The organism is Luteimonas sp. 22616 (assembly GCF_052044325.1).
Taxonomy (GTDB): domain Bacteria; phylum Pseudomonadota; class Gammaproteobacteria; order Xanthomonadales; family Xanthomonadaceae; genus Luteimonas.
On the sequence record NZ_JBQEMW010000001.1, the window covers coordinates 517,052 to 538,887 of the forward strand.

Genomic DNA, 21,836 nt, shown 5'->3' on the forward strand with positions numbered 1-21,836 from the left:
CCATGGCCGCGATGCTCTTGCCCCTGTCGTCGTGGTTGTGGTCGTGATCGGAATTGACTCTGCGGCGAGCTTCATCGCGGCCATGGCCGTTCCCACAAAGGCTTCGGGGTCATGGGATGACAGGAAGCAGGATGACGCCGGCGTGTGCCGCGAAGGCAAACGGCCATGAGCGCCGACGGCGATTTCGATCTGCCCGCTGGCGTCGCCCCCGACACCCCGGGTGCGCACGTCCCGCGCATCGTCCGCATGCGCGAGCGCCTGCGCGGTGCCGCCAACGACGACCCGCACGGCGACGCGCCGGCCTACGCCGAGCTGCACTGCCTGTCCGACTTCAGCTTCCTGCGCGGCGCCGCCAGCGCGGAAGAGCTGTTCGAACGCGCCGCACGCTGCGGCTACGAGGCGCTGGCGATCACCGACGAGTGCTCGCTGGCCGGCATCGTGCGTGCGCGCGATGCGGCGGAGGTCACCGGCATCCACCTCGTCGTCGGCGCCGAATTCCGCCTTGACGACGGCCTGCGGCTGGTGCTGCTGGTCGAGAACCGCGCCGGCTACTCGCAGCTGTGCCGCCTGATCACCGTCGCACGGCGCGCTGCAGTGAAGGGCGAATATCGCCTCGATCGCGCGGACGTCGAAAAGGAAACCTTCGACAACGGCGCCACCGGCCTGTTCGCACTGTGGTTGCCCGGTGCCGAACCGGATCCGGGCGAGGGCGCGTGGTTGCGCGCCGTCTTCGGCGACCGCGCGCACCTGGCGGTGGAGCTGCACCGCGACGACGACGATGCCGCGCGCCTGGCGCGCCTGCTCGTGCTGGCCGATGAGCTGCAGCTGGTGCCGCTCGCCGCCGGCGACGTGCACATGGCCACCCGCCGCCAGCGCGTGCTGCAGGACACGGTCACCGCGATCCGCCACGGCTTGCCGCTGGCCGAATGCGGCGCGCACCTGTTCCGCAACGGCGAGCGGCACCTGCGCACGCGTCGCGCGCTCGCAAACATCCATGGCGCCGTCGAAGGCGGACAGGTGTTGCTGCAGGCGGCTGTGGCACTGGCGCGGCGCTGCACGTTTGAACTGCGCGAGGTCACATACAAATATCCGGCCGAACTGGTGCCGGAGGGCGAAACGCCTGCGTCGCATCTGCGCAAGCTCACCGAGGCCGGCATGCGCAAGCGCTGGCCGGAAGGCACGCCAGTACAGGTCGCCAAACAGATCGACAACGAGCTGGCGCTGATCGCCGAACTCAAGTACGAGGCGTTCTTCCTCACCGTCGAGGACATCGTCCGCTTCGCCAAGGAGAAGGAGATCCTCTGCCAGGGCCGCGGTTCGTCGGCCAATTCCGCGGTCTGCTACGCGCTCGGCATCACCGCCGTGAATCCCACCGAGAGCCGCCTGCTGCTGGCGCGCTTCCTGTCGAGGGAGCGCAACGAGCCGCCCGACATCGATGTCGACTTCGAGCACGAGCGGCGCGAGGAAGTGATCCAGTACGTCTACAACAAGTACGGCCGCAGCCGCGCCGCGCTGGCCGCCACCGTGATCCGCTACCGCGGCAAGAGCGCGGTGCGCGACGTGGCCAAGGCCTTCGGCCTGCCGCCGGACCAGATCGCGTTGCTGTCCGAGTGTTACGGCTGGGGCAACGGCGAGACGCCGATGGAGCAGCGCCTGCGCGAGGCCGGTTTCGACATCGACAACCCGCTCATCGCACGCGTGCTGGCGGTGACCGGCATGCTGCGTGGCCGCCCGCGGCACCTGTCCCAGCACGTCGGCGGCTTCGTGATCTCCGACCAGCCGCTGTGGCAGCTGGTGCCCGTGGAGAACGCGGCGATGGATGACCGCACGATCATCCAGTGGGAGAAGGATGACCTCGAATCGATGGGCATGCTCAAGGTCGACTGCCTGGCGCTGGGCATGCTGACCTGCCTGCGCAAGGCGCTGGACCTGGTGCGCGTGCATCGCGGGCGCGACTACGAGATCGCGACGCTCCCCACCGACGACAAGCCCACCTACGAGATGATCCAGCTCGCCGATACCGTCGGCGTGTTCCAGATCGAATCGCGCGCGCAGATGTCGATGCTGCCGCGGTTGAAGCCGGAGTGTTTCTACGACCTGGTGGTCGAGGTGGCGATCGTTCGGCCGGGGCCGATCCAGGGCGGCATGGTGCATCCCTATTTGCGCCGGCGCATGAAGAAGGAGGCTCCGACGTACCCGTCGCCCGGCGTCGAGGAAATCCTCGGTCCGACGCTGGGGATTCCGCTGTTCCAGGAACAGGTGATGGAGTTGGTGATCCATGCCGGCTACAAACCGCACGAAGCCGACCAACTGCGGCGCTCGATGGCCGCGTGGCGCCATGGCGGCGACATGGAGCCGCATCGCGAACGCATCCGTGCGCTGATGCTCGACAAGAGTTATTCGCCCGAATTCATCGACCAGATCTTCGAACAGATCAAGGGCTTCGGCTCCTACGGCTTCCCGCAAAGCCATGCGGCGTCGTTCGCGAAACTCGTCTACGCCAGCTGCTGGCTCAAGCGCCACGAACCGGCGGCGTTCGCCTGCGCGCTGCTCAATTCGCAGCCGATGGGATTCTATTCGCCGAGCCAGATCGTGCAGGACGCGCGACGGGACAAGGGTGGCAGCGAAGGCCGCCCCGGTGTCGATTTCCTGCCGGTCGACGTGATGCACAGCGACTGGGACAACACGCTGGTCGATGGGCCAGCAAGCGGATGTGGCCGGGAAGCCTCGGATCAGGCCCCCGATCAAGTTCCTTGTGGGAGCGGCCATGGCCGCTCCCACAGTGGGCAACCAGCGATCCGCCTGGGCTTGCGTGAGATTCGTGGAATTTCGGAAGAAACCGCCAACGCCATCACCATCGCGCGCACGCGGCATCCATTCCGCAACGTCGCCGACCTGTGCCTGCGTGCGAACCTCGACGAGAAGGCACGCAGCGCGCTCGCCGAAGCCGGCGCGCTGCGCACATTGGCGGGCCATCGCAACGACGCGCGCTGGCTCGTCGCCGGCATCGAGCGCCAGCGGCCGCTGCTGCCGAGCAGTCCCGACGAGGACGCCATCGAACTGCCGGCACCGGGCATGGGCGAGGAACTCCTGTCCGACTATCGCGCCACCGGCCTGTCGCTGGCCGCGCACCCGCTGTCGCTGCTGCGCGAACAGCTGCGCGCGCGGCGCGTGCTCGGTTCGAACGATCTGCACGGCCAGCGCCACGGCAGGAGTGTCTACACCGCCGGCATCGTCACCCAGCGCCAGCGCCCGCAGACCGCGAGCGGCACGATCTTCGTCACGCTGGAGGACGAGCACGGCATGGTCAACGTGATCGTCTGGCCGCACGTCGCGCTGCGGCGGCGCAAGGCTTTGCTCAGTTCCACGCTGCTCGCGGTGCGCGGGCGCTGGGAGCAGGTCGATGGCGTCGAGCACCTGATTGCGCGCGACCTCGAGGACCTGAGCGCGATGCTCGGCGGACTGCGCACGGAATCGCGGGACTTCCATTGAACCGTCCGATGGAACATGCGCCGAGCGGGAGTGGCCATGGCCGCGATGGGATCCCCAAGGCATCACGGCCATGGCCGCTCCCACGGATGTCTCCGTCGCGAGGCACTTCACGGACCGCCCCATCGCTGGACCTGTTCGCCTCGCCGATGATGCAGCTGCTCGAGGATGCCGAAGGTGGCGTGCGCTACTGGCCATCGTTCGTCGACGCCGCCACTGCGTATGCGTGGTTCGAGTCGTTGCAACATGCGGACTGGAAATCGCAGCGGCGGATGATGTACGACCGCGAAGTCGACGTGCCGCGGCTGACCGCGTCGTACTGGCTGGACGACCTTGCGTCGGATTCGCCGCTGCCGCTCGCCGGCATGCTGGCGAGCGTGCAGCAAAAGGTACCGGCGCCGTTCAGTGCGGTCGGCATGAACCTCTACCGCGACGGCCGCGACAGCGTGGCGATGCACCACGACAAGCTGCACATGCTGGTGCCGGGGCAACCGATCGCGCTGGTCTCGCTCGGCGATGCGCGGCGCATGCGCATCCGTGCGCAGGCGAACCATCGCGATGCCATCGACGTGGAACTCGCGCACGGCAGCCTGCTGGCGATGAGCCACGCCTCGCAGCTGACCCACGAGCACGGCATCCCCAAGACCATCAGGCCGATGGGGCCGAGGATGAGCGTGGTGTTCCGCGTGCGGCCGCCGCGTTGAACCTGCACTGGTCGCGCCCTTGCAGGAGCGGTGTCGGCTGCGAGCTTTCCATCCCTCCCCCGAGAAACCAGGAGGATCGAAGCAGAGTGCCCTCGGGACCGGCGCGAACCATGCGCGAACGGAATGGGTTGAACACAGAACCCTTCTCCCGTTTACGGGAGAAGGTGCCCGGAGGGCGGATGAGGGCGCGCGAGCGAAGCGACGCGCTGCTTTTGACTTCGTTCCGGATAGTGGGAAGAGCAAGCGCAGCTCGCTGCGCTCGCGCCCTCATCCGGCGCTGCGCGCCACCTTCTCCCGCTGCGCAGGAGAAGGGCTGGTAGTCGCTTCCGGGGTAACGGGGATGAAGGCCCGTGTTGGATCTTCCACGCCACCCGGACAGAACGAAGCCCCGCATCGCGGGGCTTCGTTCGTTCCACTCGTCCTACGCCCGACTCACACCACGTCAGGCTCGCTGAACGCCTCCGGTTCCTCGTCCGCCGAGCCCACCGGGATGCAGCTGCAGAACACGTTCTTGTCACCGTGCACGTTGTCCACCCGTGCCACCGGCGGCCAGTACTTCTGCAGGCGCAGGCTGGCCAGCGGGAACGCGGCCAGTTCGCGCGGGTAGGCGTGGGTCCACTCGCTGGCCGATACCTGGGCCGCGGTGTGCGGGGCGTGGCGCAGCGGGTTGTCCTCGCGGTCGAGCTTGCCTTCCTCCACCGCGCGGATCTCGTCGCGGATCTGGATCATCGCGTCGATGAAGCGGTCGAGTTCATGCTGCGATTCGCTCTCGGTCGGCTCCACCATCAGCGTGCCGGCAACCGGGAACGACAGCGTCGGCGCGTGGAAGCCGAAATCGATCAGGCGCTTGGCGACGTCTTCTGCGCCGATGCCGGTGGCGTCCTTGAGCGGGCGCAGGTCGAGGATGCATTCGTGCGCGACCAGGCCATTGCGGCCGGTGTAGAGGGTCTCGTAATGCGGCTCGAGCTTTTTCGCGATGTAGTTGGCGTTGAGCAGGGCCACCTGGGTCGCCTTGCGCAGGCCGCCGGCGCCCATCAGCGCGATGTACATCCAGCTGATCGGCAGGATGCTGGCCGAACCGAAGGTTGCCGCGCTGACCATGCCGCCGGCGGCATCGCTGCCGAACGCCTTGGGCAGGAACGGCGCCAGGTGCGACTTCACCGCGCACGGGCCAACGCCCGGGCCGCCGCCGCCGTGCGGGATGCAGAACGTCTTGTGCAGGTTGAGGTGCGAGACGTCCGAGCCCCACTTGCCGGGGCGTGCGACGCCGACGAGGGCATTCATGTTGGCGCCGTCGGTGTACACCTGGCCGCCATGCTTGTGCACGATCTCGCAGATCTCGACCACGTCCTCCTCGAACACGCCGTGCGTGGACGGGTAGGTGATCATGATCGCGGCGAGGCGGTCGGCGTGCTTCTCGGCCTTGGCGCGGATGTCGTCGACATCGACGTTGCCGTTGGCGTCGCAGCGCGTGACCACCACCGTCATGCCGCACATCTGCGCCGACGCCGGATTGGTGCCATGCGCGGACTCGGGGATCAGGCAGATGTCGCGATGGCCCTCGCCGCGCGAGCGGTGCCAGGCGCGGATCGCCAGCAGGCCGGCGAACTCGCCCTGCGCGCCCGAGTTGGGCTGGAAGCTGACCGCGTCGTAGCCGGTGATCTCGGCAAGCATCGCCTCCAGGCCGTCGACCAGTTCGCGGTAACCCTGCGTCTGGCCAGCGGGCGCCAGCGGATGGAGGTTGCCGAACTCCGGCCAGGTGATCGGGATCATTTCCGCGGTGGCGTTGAGCTTCATCGTGCACGAGCCCAGCGGGATCATGGTGCGATCCATCGCCAGGTCCTTGTCGGCCAGCGCGCGCATGTAGCGCAGCAACTCGTGCTCGCTGTGGTGGCTGTTGAACACCGGGTGCTGCATGAACTTCGACTTGCGCTGCAGCGCGCCGGGCAGGGCGTCGGCCGTGGCCGCGTCGAGCGCGTCGATGTCGTCGACCTGCGCGCCGAACAGGCCCGCCAGCGCGATGACGTCCGCGCGCGTGGTGGTTTCGTCCAGGCTGACGCCGACGCTGCCGCCATCGATCGCGCGCAGGTTGATGCGCGCGGCTTCGGCCTTCGCATGCAGCGCGGAGGCGTCGATGCCGGTGACGTGCAGCGTGTCGAAGAAGCCATCGGCGACCGTGACGCCGGCCTTGCGCAGCGCGCTCGCGAGGATCGCGGCGAGGCGATGCGTGCGGCGCGCGATGCGGACCAGGCCCTCGGGGCCGTGGTAGACCGCGTACATGCTCGCCATCACCGCCAGCAGCACCTGCGCGGTGCAGATGTTGGACGTGGCCTTCTCGCGGCGGATGTGCTGCTCGCGGGTCTGCAGGGTCAAGCGGTAGGCCGGGTTGCCCTCGGTGTCGACCGATACGCCGATCAGGCGCCCGGGCATCGAGCGCTTGTAGGCGTCGCGGCACGACATGAAGCCCGCGTGCGGGCCGCCGAAGCCGAACGGCACGCCGAAGCGCTGGGTGTTGCCGACCACGATGTCCGCGCCCCATTCGCCGGGCGAGGCGATCAGGGTGAGCGCGAGCAGGTCGGTGGCCACCGCGACCAGTCCGCCGCGCGCGTGCACCGCGTCGGCGACGGCCTTGTAGTCGTGGATGCGGCCGAAGGTGTCGGGGTACTGCAGCAGCACGCCGTAGCTTTCGACGGTGGCCGCATCGGCGTCCTCGCCCACGTGCAGTTCGATGTCCAGGCCGTCGGCGCGGGTGCGCAGCACTTCCAAGGTCTGCGGATGCACGTTCTTCGAGACGAAGAACACGTTGGACTTCGACCGCGACGAGCGCTTGGCCAGGGTCATCGCCTCGGCCGCGGCGGTGGCCTCGTCGAGCAGCGAGGCGTTGGCGATCTCCATCCCCGTCAGGTCGGCGACCATGGTCTGGAAGTTGATCAGCGCCTCCATGCGGCCCTGCGAGATCTCCGCCTGGTAGGGCGTGTACGCCGTGTACCAGGCCGGGTTCTCGAGGATGTTGCGCAGGATGACGTTCGGCGTGTGGGTGCCGTAGTAGCCCTGGCCGATGAAGCTGCGGAAGACTTCGTTCTTGTCGGCGATGGCGCGGATCTTCGCCAGCGCGTCGACCTCGGTCAGCGAGGGGGGCAGGGCAAGGTCGTCCTTCGAGCGGATCGAGCCGGGGACGATGGCATCGGTCATCGCGTCGAGCGAGTCGTGGCCGACCGTGCGCAGCATGCGCGCGATCTCGGCGTCGTTGGGGCCGATGTGGCGTTCGACGAAGGCTTCGTTGTGTTCGAGGTCGCGCAGGGAGGGCGTCGTGGGCATGGTGGGGCGTCCATAGGTGGCCTGCAGGCCGGGCCTGCAATGGCGTGCGTGCGAACCCGCACGATGGGCGCCCCTCTGTCCTTTTGCCTGAGAGTTTGGAAGCGCATCGATCGTCGATCGCGTGCTTCGTGCCCCTTCGGCGCCGGTTCATGCCGATCACGGCAGCCGGTCTCTCCAGAGTGATTAGGTTTGCCGACACATGCAGAGCGGACCTGGCTGCGCCTGAAGCCGCACGATGCGGCGTCTTCGCTCAGTTGCGTATTGACATACGCGCCCTTGCTCTTCCTTGCTTCGCACGCCCTCAGGCGCAGCCAGGCCCACTCCACATATGTCGACAAACCTTGGCACGCGGCGGTCTGGGGCCTGAGCGATTACGGGCGTTGCGCCTTCGGCAGCGACCATGCCGTCCCGGCCAGGCCGCTTCTCCCACTGCGTGCTGCGGGTGGATTATAGCCCGGAGCGGGCGCTGGACTGACCAACGTCTGGGCGGAAATCGCGGGGATCCGTCGCCAATGGCGGCTTGTCGTGTGGCCTGGCTGCCGAATGGCGTCCAGAAGCATGTCCAGCCCTCGCAGGGGCGTCCCACGGGCGCGATTGGCTTGCCCGGGGAAGGCGAGCGCGGCCCATGGGCGCTCTTACGGAAAGCGCGAACGCTCCGTTCCGCGGCCGGCAGCCACATGCCGCGTAAGATGGCCGGCCGCGACGACGCTGCCGTGGCATCCCCGAGGCCCGGAGCTCGCGGCTGAAGCCGCTCCTGCGGAAGCGGGGCATTCTTCCGGCCTGCGTGCCGTTGCCGCCAACCCCAATCCCAATGACCCCCGCCCAGCCGACTCCGACCGTCCCGCTCCGCCGCCTCGCCTTCCTGCTGGGCGGCCTGGCGATGTTCGGGCCGTTCTCGATCGACACGATCTTCCCGGCGTTCGAGCACATCGGCGCCGAGCTCGATGCCGACAAGGTGGCGATGCAGCAGACGATCAGCGTCTACCTGATCGCGTATGCGCTGATGAGCGTGGTGCATGGGCCACTGTCGGATGCGATCGGACGGCGCAAGGTGATCATCGGCGGGCTGGCCGTGTTCACGCTGGCGTCGGTGGGATGCGCGCTGTCGCGCGACCTGCCGACGCTGCTGGCCTTCCGCGCATTGCAGGGACTGTCGGCCGGTGTCGGCCTGATCGTGGGGCGGGCGCTGATCCGCGACGTGCTGCACGGCGACGACGCGCAGCGGCTGATGAGCCAGGTGTCGATGATCTTCGGCGTGGCGCCGGCGATCGCGCCGATCATCGGTGGCTGGATCCTCGGCTGGGGCCACTGGTCGGCGATCTTCTGGTTCCTGGTCGGGTTCTCGCTGCTGCTGTTGCTGGCCGTATCGGTCGCGTTGCCGGAAACGCACCCGGTGGAGATGCGGCTGTCACTGGCGCCGAAACGCCTGCTGCGCGACTACTGGGCGATCTTCGTCAACCCGCGCTTCCAGCGGCTGGCGGCCTCGGGCACGTTCAACTTCAGTGCGCTGTTTCTCTACATCGCCTCGGCGCCGGCGTTCGTGATGGACCTGATGCGGCTCAACGAGCGCCAGTTCGGCTGGTTCTTCATCCCGATGATCGGCGGCATGATGCTGGGCGCGTTCACGTCCGGGCGCATGGCCGGGAAGATCAGCGGCGCGCGGCTGGCGAACATCGGTTTTATTTGCTGCGGCGTCGGCGCGGTGGTCAACGTGGCGTACAACCTGTTCGTGCCGGTGCCCTCGATTCCGTGGGGCGTGCTGCCGATGGCGATCGGTTCGTTCGGCATCGCGCTGGTGTTCCCGATCCTGACCCTGGCGGTGCTCGACATGTATCCGCGCCAGCGCGGTTCGGCGTCGTCGCTGCAGGCGTTCACCAGCCTGGTGATGAACGCGATCGTCGCCGGCGTGCTGTCGCCGCTGCTGAGCCACAAGGGTCTCCACCTCGCGCTCGGTTCCGCCGTGTTCGCGCTGCTGGGTTGGGTGTTCTGGCGCTGGGAGATGGGGCTGGCCGGGCGGCACGTGCCCGAGTGCACGCCGGACGCCGCCGCGCTGGAGCCGACCGAACGCCTGTAGGAGCGCCCCATGGGCGCGATGCTCTACGGGGATGCCATCGCGCCCAGGGGGGGCTCCTGCGCCTCGCGATAGGCGTGGCGCAGCAATTCGTGGAAATGGTGCACGCCGGACTCGCGCAGCGGGTTCAAGCGCCCGGCTACATACGAACCAGACGCCAGCCCCCGCTGCACGTCCTCGCAGATGGCGATGTCCTCGTGCTGCACCTCGTCGCTGAACACACGGTCTGCGTCGCGCCGCGCGCGCGCTTCGCCGGAATCGTCGAGCGGGTAGTAGAAGTCGAACTCGACCCGGCAGCGATCGACACCCAAAGGCACCACGCGATTGGTCTGCAGCCTTCCGGGCAGGATGTTGAGCATCGTGTTCGGCCACAGCCAGTAGTACAGCGCGTCGCCGTTGCCATACAGGCTGCCGTCGCTTTCGAGCGGACTCCACTGCAGCGAATGCCGATCGGACAGTTCGGTCACATAGCTCCGGTAGTCGAGGATGCGGTTCAACGCCGGATGCACGTGCGGCAGGTGGTAGCCCTCGAGGAAGTTGTCGACGTAGGCCTTCCAGTTGCATGCGATGTCGTAGCCGATGCGCTGGTGGTGGCCGTAACCGGCCAGGCCGCGTTCGGTGCCGAGCCGCGCGTCGATTCCGGCGACCAGCGCCTCGAACGGCGGCGGGTCATCACCGCTGCAGGCGAATACCAGGCCCTGCCAGATGCGTGCGTGCAGCCGTGGCAACCGGATCGAGGCGACGTCGAAATCTTCGGCGTCGCCCATCTCTGGCGCTGATTTCAGCACGCCGTCGAGTCCATAGGTCCAGCCGTGGTAACGACAGCGCAGCGACTTCGCGGCCAGTCCGTCGCACCGCGCGATCGGCCCGGCGCGGTGGCGGCAGATGTTGTGCAGCACGCGGATTCCGCCGGTGCCGCCTTCGCTGTCGGTGCCGCGCACGGCGACGACCGGCAGCCCGGCCAGGTCGGCGACGACGTGGTCGCCCGGATCGCGCAGGCAGCAGACATGCGCGACCAATTGCCAGCCGCGGTCGAAGACGGCGCGGCGGTCGAACGCCGCCATCGCCGGCTCGCAGTAGAAGCGCGCGGGCAGGGAGGTGGCGCGACCGGGCGGCTGCGCGGCGAGATCGGCATCGGCGGGGGCGGCATCCATGGCGGAAGTATGCCGCGGGGCGGGGAAACCTAGGTCCCGCCGATCCGATGCTGGTAAACCAGCTTGCCGCCCAGCCACCCGGCCGCGCCGAGACACAGGAACCCCGCCACGCTCGTCGCCAGCGCCGGCCACGCCGGCGCGACCAGCGTGGTGCCCTGCAGCCGCAGCAGCAGGCTGGCGGCATAGAGCACCCACGCCGCCATCGCCAGCAGCATGTGCCGACGGGCATCGGCGAGCCCGGGGTTGCCTTCCGTAATGCGCGCAAATTCGTACAGCCCCGCCGCCATCGCCGCCAGCGCCGTCACCGTGCCGATCGCGAGCAACACGCCGGCCAGCCACCATGCCGGCTGCCCCAGCCAGAGACTCGCGAGGTCGGCGATGGTCGCCAGCGACCAGCAGGCCACCGGGAAATGCACCAGCGCCGGATGCAGGGGATGGCGGGCGGTGGTCATTGCGTGCTCCGCGCCTGGGTCGCGTGGGCTAGAGCGCCAGCACGGCGCTGAGCAATGTCAGGAAGCCGACCACCGCGACGCCTGCATGGACGAAAACCACCGCCTTTGGTGCGACCTGCTTGCGCAGGTGCAGCGAGGCCAGGTAGAAGCCGCCGAGCGCGGCCAGCACCAGGATGCCGAGCGCGGCCGTGACGCGGCCAGCGCCCTGGCCCTGCAGCACGGTGACGATCAGCAGCACCAGGCCGCTGGCGCCGAGCAGGGCATGGAGGATGGAAATCGCCCACGGCGCGAGCTTGCCGCGCAGCACGCTGGAAGCCAGCACGAGGCCGCCGAGCGCGGCGACGGCGAAAACTGCGAGTGCATAGATGAGCATGTCCGGTTCCTCTTGGTGGGTTGGATGGCGTTGCCTTGTGGAAAGGCGTATCTCTTGCAGGAGCGGCTTCAGCCGCGAGATTTCCGTGTTCTCCTGGCGAACCAAAAGCTCGCGGCTGAAGCCGCTCCTACAAGTGGCCCGGCGGTATGGCGGGTGACATGCGATCGACACGCGCCAGCACCGCCTCGGTCATGCGTGCGCAGCGCGGGCCGAGGAACGGAAACGCTTCGCCGAGCGTGGCCGCCAGCGAGTCGTGCAGCGCACTGCGCAGCAGCCGGCGTGCGCGATACAGGCGGGTCTTGACGGTTTCCGGACGGATGTCGAGCGTGGTCGCGGTTTCCTCGACCGAACAGCCCTCGACCTCGCGCATGATGAAGACCACGCGGAATGCTTCGGGCAGTTCGTCGATCGCATGTTCGAGCAGCCCACGGATCTGTGCCCGCGCTGCCGCCGCGGCCGGGTCCTCGCTGCCGAAACGCGACGGAAAGGCGATCACGCGCGGGTCTTCCTGCGCAGTGGCCTCGAACGTGGCGATGTCGACGCTGGGGCGACGCTGGCGCAGGCGGCCATTGGCCTCGTTGAGCACGATGCGCGTCAGCCAGGTCGACAGCGACGCCTCGCCGCGGAACGTGGAGAGCCTGGCGAACGCGTGCGTGTAGGCCTCCTGCACCACGTCCTCGGCCTCGGCATCGTTGCGGACGACGGCCCGGGCCACGCGGAACAGGCGCTGGTTGCAGCGCTGCATGAGGTGCCGGAACGCCTCGCGCCGGCCTTGCCGGGCAAGCGCGACCAGTTCCGCGTCGGGCAGGGTGGACCAGGCGACGGGTTCGGCGATGGCGGGCAGGCGATGCATGGCAACTCCTCGTGTCACCGATCGGATGCAGCAGTGCGGGAAAGGTTCCCGTGCGTGCCGCCCGGGTTGCCCGCTCAGCCCACCTTGGTCGCTTGCGCCGCAGCCGGGCGTGAAACCGCCTTCAGGATGCGCTGGCGGATGCCCTCCCACAGCAGCGACAGGCCAGGCCAGGGGTCGCGGATGCGGAACACGTGGAAGTAGGCGCGTGCCCACTGCCCGAGCGCCCGCGACAGCGGGATCGTGCCGGGTCCGCGGCGCAACAAGACCGACTGGAGGTCGCCGTGCAGGTTCACGCAGCCGGCGCCGACGCGGTAGCGCTCGCCGGTCCGGCCGACCGGCAACCCGTTGGCGTCTTCCCAGGCCATGCGGCAGACGTTGACGCCGCAGCGGGCGGCGAACTCCACGTACCACCACGCCCGGGTGTTGACCTCGAGCAGCTTGAACCGCCCGTCGCGCCCGTCGCGCTTGAATTCGGCGCTGAAAATGCCGCGATACGACAGTTGTGCCAGCAGCGTGGCCAGGCTGTCGATCGCCGTGGACAGGTCGCCGGGCGCGATGCTGCTGCAATACGAGCTGTTGCCGAAGTCGGGTGGGTGGATCCGCAGCCGACGACGGCAGAAGATGCCGGCCAGTGCCCCGGTGCGATCGCAGAAGCCGTCGACGAAGTAATGATCGTCCGCGCCGCCCGGCACGTATTCCTGCGCCACCATCTGGAAACCGAGCGCATCGAGCCGACTCCACTGCGCGTCGAGTTCGGCGCGATCGCCGACCCAGACGCCCTTGCCGCCGAACTCGCGGTTGTAGCGCTGCGAATCGACCGGTTTGAGGAAGACGCGGTCGAGCTGGCTGAAATCCACCGCCGCGATGTCGCCGCGACCGGCGATGGCGAACGTGCGCGGGTGCGGGATGTCGGTGCCGGCAAGATAGGCGGCGAAGCGATCCTTGTCCTGCAGGATCTCCAGCGTCGCGCGCGAACTTGAACTGGTGCGGAAGCGGGTCGACAGTTCGCTGCCGGCGATGTCGGCCGTCCACAGCGCGGCGTCGTCGGCGCAGGGGATCAGCACCGCCTGTTCGAATGGCAGCGCCTGCAGTCGTTCACGCGCGCTGTCGTCGATGGTGCCGTCCCAGGGCGACGTTCCGGGCAATGCCCGGTAGCTGCGCGAACGGGCGGCCAGGTCGCCGGCGGGGCAGGCGATCCATGCCGGGATGCCGACCTGTGCCAGCGAACGCATCGCGCCCAGGCCGGTGTAGCCGCGGCCCAGGACGATGGCAGGCGTGGCGTTGCTATGGGTACTGCGCAAGCGGCTTTCCCCCATTCGTCGGCGCACGCGTCTGTGCGCGGGCCGCTCCCCGGGGCTACCTTATCCCAGAACAGCCCTCTACCGGCACCGGACGGCGTTGCTCAAGCGCCCTTCGGCGCGGCGGGCGCCGCCGCCGGTTTCGGCGCCGGCATCTGCCAGCCGCAGGCCTGGCCTTCGTTCTGCTGCTTCAGCCATTCCTGCAGCGGGCTGAAGTATTCCAGCACCGGCGCGGCGTCGAGCTTCTCGCTGCCGGTCAGCTCCTTCATCGTCTTCTGCCACGGCTGGCTGGCGCCCTTGTCCAGCATCGCCCAGAACTTCTGCCCGGCAACCTTGTTGCCGTAGAAGCTGCATTCGTACAGCGGGCCCTTGTAGCCGGCCGCGTCGCACAGCGACTTGTAGAACTGGAACTGAAGGATGTGCGAGAGGAAATAGCGCGTGTACGGCGTGTTGCCGGGCACGTGGTACTTCGCGCCCGCGTCGAAGAACTCCTCGCCGCGCGGCTCCACCGGCGCCACGCCCTGGTATTTCGCCTTGAGCTGCCACCAGGCCTTGTTGTAGTCGTCCGGCTTGATCGAGCCGTCGAACACCCCCCAGCGCCAGCGGTCGATCATCAGCCCGAACGGCAGGAACGCCACCTTCGCCAGCGCCATGCGCATCTGCGAGTTGATCAGCGCGTCGTGGCCCTGCTGCTGCTCGCCGACCAGGCCGATCGAGTGCAGGTACTGCGGTGTCATCGCAAGCACGATGGTGTCGCCGATCGCTTCGTGGAAGCCGTCGTTGGCGCCGGCCTGGAACAGCGGCGGCTGCTTGTTGTAGGCCAGGTCGTAATACAGGTGGCCAAGCTCGTGGTAGATCGTGGTGAAGTCTTCCTCGTTGGGCTTGATGCACATCTTGGTGCGCACGTCGCCGCTCATGTTCATGTCCCAGGCGCTGGCGTGGCAGACCACGTCGCGGTCGCGCGGCTTGATGAACTGCGAGTTGTCCCAGTAGCTCGCCGGCAACTTGGGCATGCCCAGCGAGACGTAGAAGTCCTGCGCGCGCTCGGTCATCTTCTTCGCCATTTCGAGCTGCGCGGCGTGGACGACCTCGGCGCGGCCGTCGGTATCGAGCATCACGTTCTGCTTGACCAGCATGGCGTTGAGGTCGGCTTCGTACTGCTTCTTCAGCGTGCCGGTGATGTCCAGGCTGCCGGCGTCCGGGTACGGCTCCAGCAGGTCCCACAGGCTGCTCCAGTCCTGCTGCCACATGTTGCCCATCAGGTGCGCGGGCAGCAGGCCGTCGACCGAGCCTTCGCCCGGGTACTTCGATTCCAGCCGCGTGCGCGCATAGCAGTGCAACTGGTCGTAGAGCGGCTTGACCTGGCCCCACAGGCGGTCGGTTTCCGGGCCGATCTGGGTCGGTGGCATGTCGTAGCCCGAGCGCCACAGTTCGCCGGCGTCGGCGTAGCCCATGTCGCGAGCGCCCTCGTTGACCAGTTCGACGAAGCGCTTGTACTCGCCGCGCATGGGCTTTGCGATCGAATGCCAGCCGCGCCAGGCGTCAAGCTGGTCGTCGTAGTCGCGGTCGTTGCGCAGCACGTCCTCGAGCTCGCCGAGCTGGCGGCAGTTCTGGTCGTCGCCTTCGCCCTTGCAGTAGGTGCCGGCGCCGTACATGCCTTCCATGTCGGTGGCGATGCGGGTCAGTTCGGCCAGTTTCTCCGGGTCCTGCGGCGGCGGCATCGAGGTGCCGATCTTGAGCAGGTTGATCGCGCGCGCGGTCTGCGGCGACATGTCCTTGCCCTCGAAGCGCTTGGCCTGCTCGAGCCAGCTGTTGAGCTGTGTCAGGAAGCGCTCGTTGGACTTGGCCGCGATCAGCTTGCTGTCGTCGGTGATGTAGGTGTTGGAAATCCACTGCGCCGCGGTGATCTCCGGGTACATCGCCTTGAGCTCGCGATTGACGCGCTCGATGAACTGGTCGGCGGTTTCGTCCTTCGGGACCGCGGGGCCGGGCGAGGGTTCGCGCTTGCACGCGGAAAGCGCCAATGCACCGGCGATGGACAGGACGAGCAGGAGGTGGCGATAGGTCACGGAATTACCCCGGGGCCGTGGCAGGAAGGCTGCAGGCTAGTGGGTGGCCGGCCCGGTCGCAAGCATCGGCGGCGCGATGCGCGGGGCTAGCGCCTGAAACCCAGCACCAGCACGCCCGCGCCGACCAGGGCGATGCCGAGCCATTCGCGGGGGCTGGGCCGTTCGTGCAGGAAAGCGAACGCGAACACCGCCACCAACACCACGCTGAGTTTGTCCACCGGGGCCACCTGCGACGCATTGCCCAGCTGCAACGCGCGGAAGTAGCACACCCAGGAGGCGCCGGTGGCCAGCGCCGACAACACCAGAAACCATAGCGTGGCCGGCGGCAGCGTCAACGGATTGGCCATCTTCCCGGTCATGGCGACGAACGCCGCCAGCACCGCCACGATCACCACTGTCCGCACCAGCGTGGCGAAGTCGGGATCCACGCGCTGCAGGCCCAGTTTGGCGAAGATCGCGGTGAGCGCGGCAAAGCAGGCCGAAAGCAGCGCCCAATGGAACCAGCTCGTGCCTTGGCTCATGGCCTCTCCAGTGAAATACGCCGTGATGTGAAGCGTCGGGGGAATTCTCGGCGCCGCGGCGTCAAGGCCGTGGCATGGCCCCGCCTTGCCCGCTCGACTGCTCCGGCCTTCAGTGCGCGCGCTGCGCTGCCCTGTGCGGGAGCGCCAGCACCAGCATGGCCACCAGCCCGAACAGCACCGCGCTGGCGACATAGCGGCTCAGTTCGAGGCCGCCCTGTTGCAATGGCTTGTCGAGGAAGTCGCCGACCACCGCGCCCAGCGGCCGGGTGAGGACGAAGGCGGTCCAGAACAGCACGGTGCGCGAGATGCCGGTCCGGAAGTACGCCAGCGCGACCAGCAGCAACAGCGAGCCGAAGACCATCGCGCCGCCGGCGTAGCCGAGCCCGGCGGTAGCCGCGGTCCAGTCGCCCAGCGCGGTGCCGAGGGTTTGCGAAAACAGGATAGTCACCCAGTAGAACGATTCCGCCCTGCGCGAATCGATGCTACCCATGTCGACCGCGCCCGTGCTGCGCTTCCACAGCGCAAGCGAGCACAACAGCAGGAGCGCGAGCAACGTGCTGCCGCCGGCATAGCCGATCCCGAGCGAGCGGTCGACCAGGTCGGCGAGCGTGGTACCGACGGTCGTGGACGCGATCACCGTCGCCCAGTACAGGAACGGACGGAAGCGACGCGCACCGACCTGCGCCGCAACGGTGGCGACGAACAGGGCGAGGAAAATCGCCGTGCCCGCCGCATAGCCAAGCTGCATCGACATCGTGACCGCATCGCCACCGGTTTCGCCCAGCGTGGTGACTAGCACCTTGATGATCCAGAAGCCGAGGGTGACCTCGGGAACCTTGGCCAACGCGTGCCCGTTCATGGCCGCGCGTGCTCACAGCGGCGCAACAGGTCGAGCTTCGGATCGTAGAGGCCGGTCTGGACCTGGAACATGCCGAGGATGGTGGGGAACAGGTTGTCGTGGCTGGCGGACTGGTCCGCCACCTGCCGCACGCAGCCGAGATCGAGCCCCTGCTGGCGCGCAAAGCCCGGCGAGAACCACATCACCATCGGCACGTGGGTCTGCTGGCTGGGCGCGATGGCCTGCGGTACGCCGTGCAGGAACAGGCCGTCCTCGCCCAGCGATTCGCCGTGGTCGGAGACGTACACCAGCGCGCTGTCGTAACCGGGCTCGTTGCGCAGCAGGTCGATCGCGCGGGCAAGGAAATGGTCGGTGTAGAGCACGGCGTTGTCGTAGCTGTTGACGATCTGCTGGCGGCTGCAGTTGCCCAGTTGCTCGGTGTCGCAGGTCGGCGTGAAGCGGCGGAACGCGGGCGGATAGCGCTGGTAGTACGCCGGCCCATGGTTGCCGAGCTGGTGCAGAACGACGATGCGGTCGCGGCCATCTGGCCTGATCCGCGCCTGCAGGCCGGACAGCAGGATCTCGTCGAAGCAGCGCTTGCCGTTGCACAACGCAGGATCGGTGGCGCTGGCCATCGACTCGAACTCCAGCCCGTCGCAAACGCGCTTGCAGCCGGACTGGTTGTCGCGCCATAGCACCTGCACGCCCGCATGCTGAAGCACGTGCAGCAGCGACTGGTGGCTGCGGATCTGCGCCGCGTCGTAATCGTGGCGGCCGTAAGGCGAGAACAGACAGGGCACCGAAACCTGGGTGCTGGTGCCGCAGGATTCGACGTCGGGGAAGTTGATGACGTCCTGCATCGCTGCCAACTGCGGCGTGGTCTGGCGCAGGTAGCCGTCCAGCCCCCAGTTCTGGGCGCGCACGGTTTCGCCGAGCACGAACACCAGCAGGCGCGGGCGGTCACCGTCGGCGCGCGGCAGTTCGTGGGCATCCTCGCCAATCGCCTGCAGCGGTTTCGCCGGGCCGGGCGGCGTGGCGAGCAGCACCTTGGACAGCGACACCACGTAATTGGCGGGCGTGACCAGGTAACGCACTTCGCGATGGTTGCGGGCGAGCGCCGACAGGTCCTGGAACGCGAACAGCGCGCCGCCCGCGGCCAGCAGCAGCATGCCGGCAAGGAAGGCCAGTCGGATCCACGCGGCGCGCAACAGGCTGCGCCGGCGCAGCCGCAGTCGCCACACGGCCGCGATCGGCAACACGGCCAGTCCCAGCAGCGGCAGCACCAGGCCCGGCACGATCAGCTCGCTGGCCTCACCCGGGTCGGTTTCCAGGACGTTGCGGATCATGTCCGGGTCCAGGTACACCTTGTACGTGCCCACGTAATAGGCGGCGAGGGCAGTGGTGGCGAACAGCAGGGTCAGCAGCGGCTTTGCCGTCCAGCGCGTCAGCACCAGCCCGAGCAGGAATGCCTGCAGCGCGGTGACGAAGACGAATACAGCCACCAGCAGCCTGGCGTGGGCGTGCAGGTCGGCGACGAGCGTGTGCCACAGCTCGTAGTTGCAGGCGACGGTGAAGAACCCGCTGGTGAGCAGCGCCAGCAGTTCGGTCGAGACCGTGGGACGCCAGCACAGCCACGCCATGCGACTGGCGATGGCTGGCGGGGTGGCTTCGGCAACGGCGGTCATGGAGTTCGGCCTGCCAGGGCAGCGGCGTTAGCGGCCTGCACGCGCGTGCGTCGCGCGAACATCGCCCGGTGCAGCAGCACTGCGACCAGCCAGCAGAGCATCAGCGTCCAGAGATCGTGCGACGCGAAGTGGGCACCGCGCAGCTGCTGGGCGATGCCGAAGACCACGCCGGCACCAAGCCCCACGGCGAATCCCTTCCAGCGCAATGACGGGCGCGTGTCGCCAAGGAAGAAGAACAGCGCGAGCCAGGCATAACCCGCGCTTGCATGTCCCGCGGGGAAGCAGCGCCCGGGCGGTGCATGCGCGGGCAGGGCGGCCAGCAGGTCGTGGTAGCTGCGCGTGCCGCCGAAGCCCACCAGGTCCCAGGGGCAATCGACATGGGTCCAGGATTTCATCCACGCCACGATACTGGTGGACAGCAATACCGCCAGTGCGAGGTACAGCAGCGGTTTGCACCATGTACGCCACGCAGGCCGCCGCCACGCGATCAGCGCACACGCCACGACGCCCAGCCATGCGAGCGCGCTGAGCCGCTTGCCGCCCTGGTGGATCAGCGTGCTGGTGACCGGGTTGTCCTTCAGTGCCCAGTGGCCCCCTTCCCACAGGTAGAGATGGCCGGCGATCCAGCGGTCGCCGCCGAACTGGAGGAGCACGACATTGGCCGCCACGAATGCCGCCAGCGGCACCAGCAGCTGCCAAAGCGCCCACGACGGCACGCCGGCTCGCGCCAGCCGGCCGGGGAGCCCGTGCGGGAAGGAAACGGGGATGGCGGAGAGTTCGGCGCCGGGAACCTGGGCACGCGATGCGCGGGAGTCTGGCGAAAGCGGGTTGTTCAAGGACTTGACTCGTGTTGCCGGGAACGGCGACCCCGGCAATGGAGGCCGGGCCGATCGCAAGCTTGGTGGCGCCGCTGTCGGAGCGGGGTAGGAGCCCGGTTGGATCGGCGTTAAGCCCGGATTCCCATGCAATTTCGACATCGGGAGTGCGATGCTCTTGCGATCTCGGGTCCCGGACCCACGGAGGAACGCCGCCATGCGGCTGCTGGTCATCGAGGACAACCGCAATCTGGTCGCCAACCTGTTCGAATACTTCGAGGCGCGCGGGCACGTACTCGACGCCGCGCCCGATGGCGTCACCGGCCTGCACCTGGCCAGCACGCAGGCCTATGACGCGGTGGTGCTGGACTGGATGCTTCCGGGCCTGGACGGGCCCGAAGTGATGCGCCGCCTGCGCGAGGAGCATGGCCGCGATACGCCGGTGATCATGCTGACCGCGCGCGACGACCTGCCGGACAAGATCGCCGGCTTCCGCGCGGGCGCCGATGACTACCTCACCAAGCCGTTCGCGCTGCCGGAACTGGAGGTGCGGCTCGAGGCGCTGGCCGCGCGAGCCAACGGCCGCAGCCGGAAGCGGGTGCTGGAAGTGGCCGACCTGCGCCTGGACCTGGCCACGCTGGAAGCGACCCGCGCCGGCAGGCTCCTGCACCTGTTTCCCGCGGGCCGCAAGCTGCTGGAAGTGCTGATGCAGGCCAGTCCCGCCGCCGTCACCCGCGAGCGCCTCGAATACGCCCTGTGGGGCGACGAACCGCCCGACGGCGATATGTTGCGCTCGCACGTCTACGAGCTGCGGCGCAGCGTCGATGCCCCGTTCCAGGTCAAATTGATCCAGACCCTGCCGCGCGTCGGATACCGGATCGCGCCTGCGTTTGAAGGGGAAGCCGGGGCCGGCGATGCGTAGGACCGGCCTGCGCCTGCGCATCACGCTACTGGTGGTCGCCTACATGCTGCTGCTGTCGCTGGCGGTGGTCTACCACGGCAACGTGGTCAACGAGCGCGCCGAGAAGCTGGTCTGGAGTTCGCTGCTGCAGTCCGAGCTCGAGCATTACCTGCGCCGTCGCGCCGAGGATCCCGGCTATCACTGGCGCGACACCGCGGACGTGGCGCTGTACGGCGAGCCCGGCGGCGCTGCGACGCCGGCGAAGCTTGCCCGTCTGCAGCCCGGCCTGCATGACGAAATTCACATCGATGGCGGCCAGCGGGTCGTGCTGGTCAGGGATGTCGACGGGCGGCGGCTGGTGCTGACCCTGGACATCACCGAGTTCGAGGACGAAGAACGCCACCTCACCACCTTGATGGTGGGGTCCGCGCTCGGCGGGCTGGCGTTGTCGGGCCTGCTGATCGCGTGGGGCCTGCGACGCCTGGTGAAGCCGCTTGCCGACCTGGCCCGCGACATCGCCGCGTTGCGGCCCGACCGCGGTGGCCAGCGGGTGTCGGTGGGCCGCCGCGCGAGTTCGGAACTGGTGGTGATTTCCGATGCGGTCAACGACTACCTGGCGCGCAACGAACGCTTCGTCGAGCGCGAGCGCGCCTTCATCGACAGCAGCAGCCACGAGTTGCGCACGCCGGTGGCGGTGATCGCCGGTGCCAGCGAGCTGGCGCTCGGCCAGCCGGGCACGCCCGACGCGGTGCGCAAGCAGCTGTCGCGCATCCTGCGCACTGCGCGCGGCGTGGAGCAGCTGATCTCGCTGCTGCTGGTACTGGCCAAGGACCCACAGCGCCTGGCGCAGGTCAGCGACCACTTCCGCCTCGACCAATTGCTGCCTGAAATCGTCGACGACCATCGCCACCTGTGCGCCGACAAGGATCTCGCATTGGACATGCCGCCGCTGCCCGCCTGCGAACTGCTGGCGCCACTGGCGATCGTGCAGGCGGCGATCGGCAACCTGCTGCGCAACGCGATCGAGAACAGCGACCGCGGCACCATTTCGATCGCGTTGGAGCCTGCGGGTGTGGTGGTGATCGAGGATCCCGGCCACGGCATGTCGCCTGAGGAGATCAGCGCCATCTACGCGAAGGTCGCGCGCGGTGGCGGCGGACGCGATGGCGGCGGCATCGGCCTGGACCTGATCGCGCGGCTGTGCGAGCACCTGGGCTGGCGCCTGGAGATCGAGCCGCGCACGCCGCGCGGGACCCGGGTGACGCTGGATCTCGGCGCTGCGCTGGCTTGATACG

The 21,836-nt window shown here is 68.3% G+C and carries 16 protein-coding genes and 2 riboswitches; of the genes, 5 read left to right on the forward strand and 11 right to left on the reverse strand.

Annotated elements, in window-relative coordinates:
• The first annotated feature begins 165 nt into the window (after positions 1-165).
• Both ACTJIL_RS02420 and ACTJIL_RS02425 read left to right on the forward strand, forming a co-directional pair.
• Positions 166-3,492, forward strand: a complete 3,327-nt coding sequence (locus ACTJIL_RS02420) for an error-prone DNA polymerase (RefSeq protein WP_440754003.1) — start codon at positions 166-168, stop codon at positions 3,490-3,492.
• Between the two features lie 125 nt (positions 3,493-3,617).
• Positions 3,618-4,193, forward strand: coding sequence for an alpha-ketoglutarate-dependent dioxygenase AlkB (locus ACTJIL_RS02425; RefSeq protein WP_440755821.1), 576 nt, complete (start codon positions 3,618-3,620; stop codon positions 4,191-4,193).
• Positions 4,194-4,625: 432 nt separating this feature from the next.
• Here the strand turns inward: ACTJIL_RS02425 and gcvP are convergent, their stop codons facing one another.
• On the reverse strand, positions 4,626-7,511 hold the full coding sequence (gcvP, locus tag ACTJIL_RS02430) for an aminomethyl-transferring glycine dehydrogenase (protein ID WP_440754004.1): 2,886 nt from the start codon (positions 7,509-7,511) through the stop codon (positions 4,626-4,628).
• Between the two features lie 65 nt (positions 7,512-7,576).
• Positions 7,577-7,699: riboswitch (glycine riboswitch) on the reverse strand.
• Positions 7,700-7,853: 154 nt separating this feature from the next.
• Positions 7,854-7,950: riboswitch (glycine riboswitch) on the reverse strand.
• Positions 7,951-8,322: 372 nt separating this feature from the next.
• Here gcvP and ACTJIL_RS02435 point away from each other — a divergent pair.
• A complete protein-coding gene (locus ACTJIL_RS02435; RefSeq protein WP_440754005.1) occupies positions 8,323-9,585 on the forward strand; it encodes a multidrug effflux MFS transporter in 1,263 nt (420 codons plus the stop codon).
• A gap of 23 nt (positions 9,586-9,608) precedes the next feature.
• Here the strand turns inward: ACTJIL_RS02435 and ACTJIL_RS02440 are convergent, their stop codons facing one another.
• The 10 genes from ACTJIL_RS02440 to ACTJIL_RS02485 form a co-directional block, all read right to left on the reverse strand.
• Positions 9,609-10,736, reverse strand: a complete 1,128-nt coding sequence (locus ACTJIL_RS02440; protein WP_440754006.1) for an aromatic ring-hydroxylating oxygenase subunit alpha — start codon at positions 10,734-10,736, stop codon at positions 9,609-9,611.
• Positions 10,737-10,765: 29 nt separating this feature from the next.
• On the reverse strand, positions 10,766-11,188 hold the full coding sequence (locus ACTJIL_RS02445; protein ID WP_440754007.1) for a DUF2231 domain-containing protein: 423 nt from the start codon (positions 11,186-11,188) through the stop codon (positions 10,766-10,768).
• A gap of 28 nt (positions 11,189-11,216) precedes the next feature.
• Positions 11,217-11,561 carry a hypothetical protein gene (locus tag ACTJIL_RS02450; RefSeq protein WP_440754008.1) on the reverse strand — a complete coding sequence of 115 codons (345 nt, stop codon included), beginning with the start codon at positions 11,559-11,561 and terminating at the stop codon, positions 11,217-11,219.
• Positions 11,562-11,688: 127 nt separating this feature from the next.
• The gene (locus ACTJIL_RS02455; RefSeq protein WP_440754009.1) at positions 11,689-12,414 is read right to left on the reverse strand and encodes an RNA polymerase sigma factor; all 726 of its coding nucleotides are present in this window, start codon (positions 12,412-12,414) and stop codon (positions 11,689-11,691) included.
• A 74-nt stretch (positions 12,415-12,488) separates the two neighbouring features.
• The gene (locus tag ACTJIL_RS02460) at positions 12,489-13,715 is read right to left on the reverse strand and encodes a carboxylate--amine ligase (protein ID WP_440754010.1); all 1,227 of its coding nucleotides are present in this window, start codon (positions 13,713-13,715) and stop codon (positions 12,489-12,491) included.
• A gap of 101 nt (positions 13,716-13,816) precedes the next feature.
• Positions 13,817-15,781 (reverse strand): M2 family metallopeptidase, encoded by a 1,965-nt coding sequence (locus ACTJIL_RS02465; RefSeq protein ID WP_440754011.1) that lies wholly within the window; start codon positions 15,779-15,781, stop codon positions 13,817-13,819.
• A gap of 86 nt (positions 15,782-15,867) precedes the next feature.
• Positions 15,868-16,302, reverse strand: a complete 435-nt coding sequence (locus ACTJIL_RS02470; protein WP_440754012.1) for an EamA family transporter — start codon at positions 16,300-16,302, stop codon at positions 15,868-15,870.
• A 109-nt stretch (positions 16,303-16,411) separates the two neighbouring features.
• The gene (locus ACTJIL_RS02475) at positions 16,412-17,161 is read right to left on the reverse strand and encodes a COG4705 family protein (protein WP_440754013.1); all 750 of its coding nucleotides are present in this window, start codon (positions 17,159-17,161) and stop codon (positions 16,412-16,414) included.
• Positions 17,158-18,825, reverse strand: a complete 1,668-nt coding sequence (locus ACTJIL_RS02480; protein ID WP_440754014.1) for a phosphoethanolamine transferase — start codon at positions 18,823-18,825, stop codon at positions 17,158-17,160. Before ACTJIL_RS02480 ends, ACTJIL_RS02475 begins: the two co-directional genes overlap by 4 nt.
• The gene (locus ACTJIL_RS02485; protein WP_440754015.1) at positions 18,822-19,661 is read right to left on the reverse strand and encodes a phosphatase PAP2 family protein; all 840 of its coding nucleotides are present in this window, start codon (positions 19,659-19,661) and stop codon (positions 18,822-18,824) included. The genes ACTJIL_RS02480 and ACTJIL_RS02485 overlap by 4 nt, the downstream gene beginning before the upstream one ends.
• 196 nt (positions 19,662-19,857) lie before the next feature.
• On the opposite strand from ACTJIL_RS02485, the gene ACTJIL_RS02490 reads away from it, so the two are divergent.
• Both ACTJIL_RS02490 and ACTJIL_RS02495 read left to right on the forward strand, forming a co-directional pair.
• A complete protein-coding gene (locus tag ACTJIL_RS02490) occupies positions 19,858-20,562 on the forward strand; it encodes a response regulator transcription factor (protein WP_440754016.1) in 705 nt (234 codons plus the stop codon).
• A complete protein-coding gene (locus tag ACTJIL_RS02495) occupies positions 20,555-21,832 on the forward strand; it encodes a sensor histidine kinase (RefSeq protein WP_440754017.1) in 1,278 nt (425 codons plus the stop codon). The genes ACTJIL_RS02490 and ACTJIL_RS02495 overlap by 8 nt, the downstream gene beginning before the upstream one ends.
• Positions 21,833-21,836 lie beyond the last annotated feature (4 nt).

Coding starts and splice junctions, on each gene's coding strand:
- ACTJIL_RS02420 (WP_440754003.1), top strand. CDS start 166: ATGAGCGCCGACGGCGATTTCGATCTGCCCGCTGGCGTCGCCCCCGAC.
- gcvP (WP_440754004.1), bottom strand. CDS start 7,511: ATGCCCACGACGCCCTCCCTGCGCGACCTCGAACACAACGAAGCCTTC.
- ACTJIL_RS02435 (WP_440754005.1), top strand. CDS start 8,323: ATGACCCCCGCCCAGCCGACTCCGACCGTCCCGCTCCGCCGCCTCGCC.
- ACTJIL_RS02440 (WP_440754006.1), bottom strand. CDS start 10,736: ATGGATGCCGCCCCCGCCGATGCCGATCTCGCCGCGCAGCCGCCCGGT.
- ACTJIL_RS02445 (WP_440754007.1), bottom strand. CDS start 11,188: ATGACCACCGCCCGCCATCCCCTGCATCCGGCGCTGGTGCATTTCCCG.
- ACTJIL_RS02450 (WP_440754008.1), bottom strand. CDS start 11,561: ATGCTCATCTATGCACTCGCAGTTTTCGCCGTCGCCGCGCTCGGCGGC.
- ACTJIL_RS02455 (WP_440754009.1), bottom strand. CDS start 12,414: ATGCATCGCCTGCCCGCCATCGCCGAACCCGTCGCCTGGTCCACCCTG.
- ACTJIL_RS02470 (WP_440754012.1), bottom strand. CDS start 16,302: ATGAGCCAAGGCACGAGCTGGTTCCATTGGGCGCTGCTTTCGGCCTGC.
- ACTJIL_RS02475 (WP_440754013.1), bottom strand. CDS start 17,161: ATGAACGGGCACGCGTTGGCCAAGGTTCCCGAGGTCACCCTCGGCTTC.
- ACTJIL_RS02480 (WP_440754014.1), bottom strand. CDS start 18,825: ATGACCGCCGTTGCCGAAGCCACCCCGCCAGCCATCGCCAGTCGCATG.
- ACTJIL_RS02490 (WP_440754016.1), top strand. CDS start 19,858: ATGCGGCTGCTGGTCATCGAGGACAACCGCAATCTGGTCGCCAACCTG.
- ACTJIL_RS02495 (WP_440754017.1), top strand. CDS start 20,555: ATGCGTAGGACCGGCCTGCGCCTGCGCATCACGCTACTGGTGGTCGCC.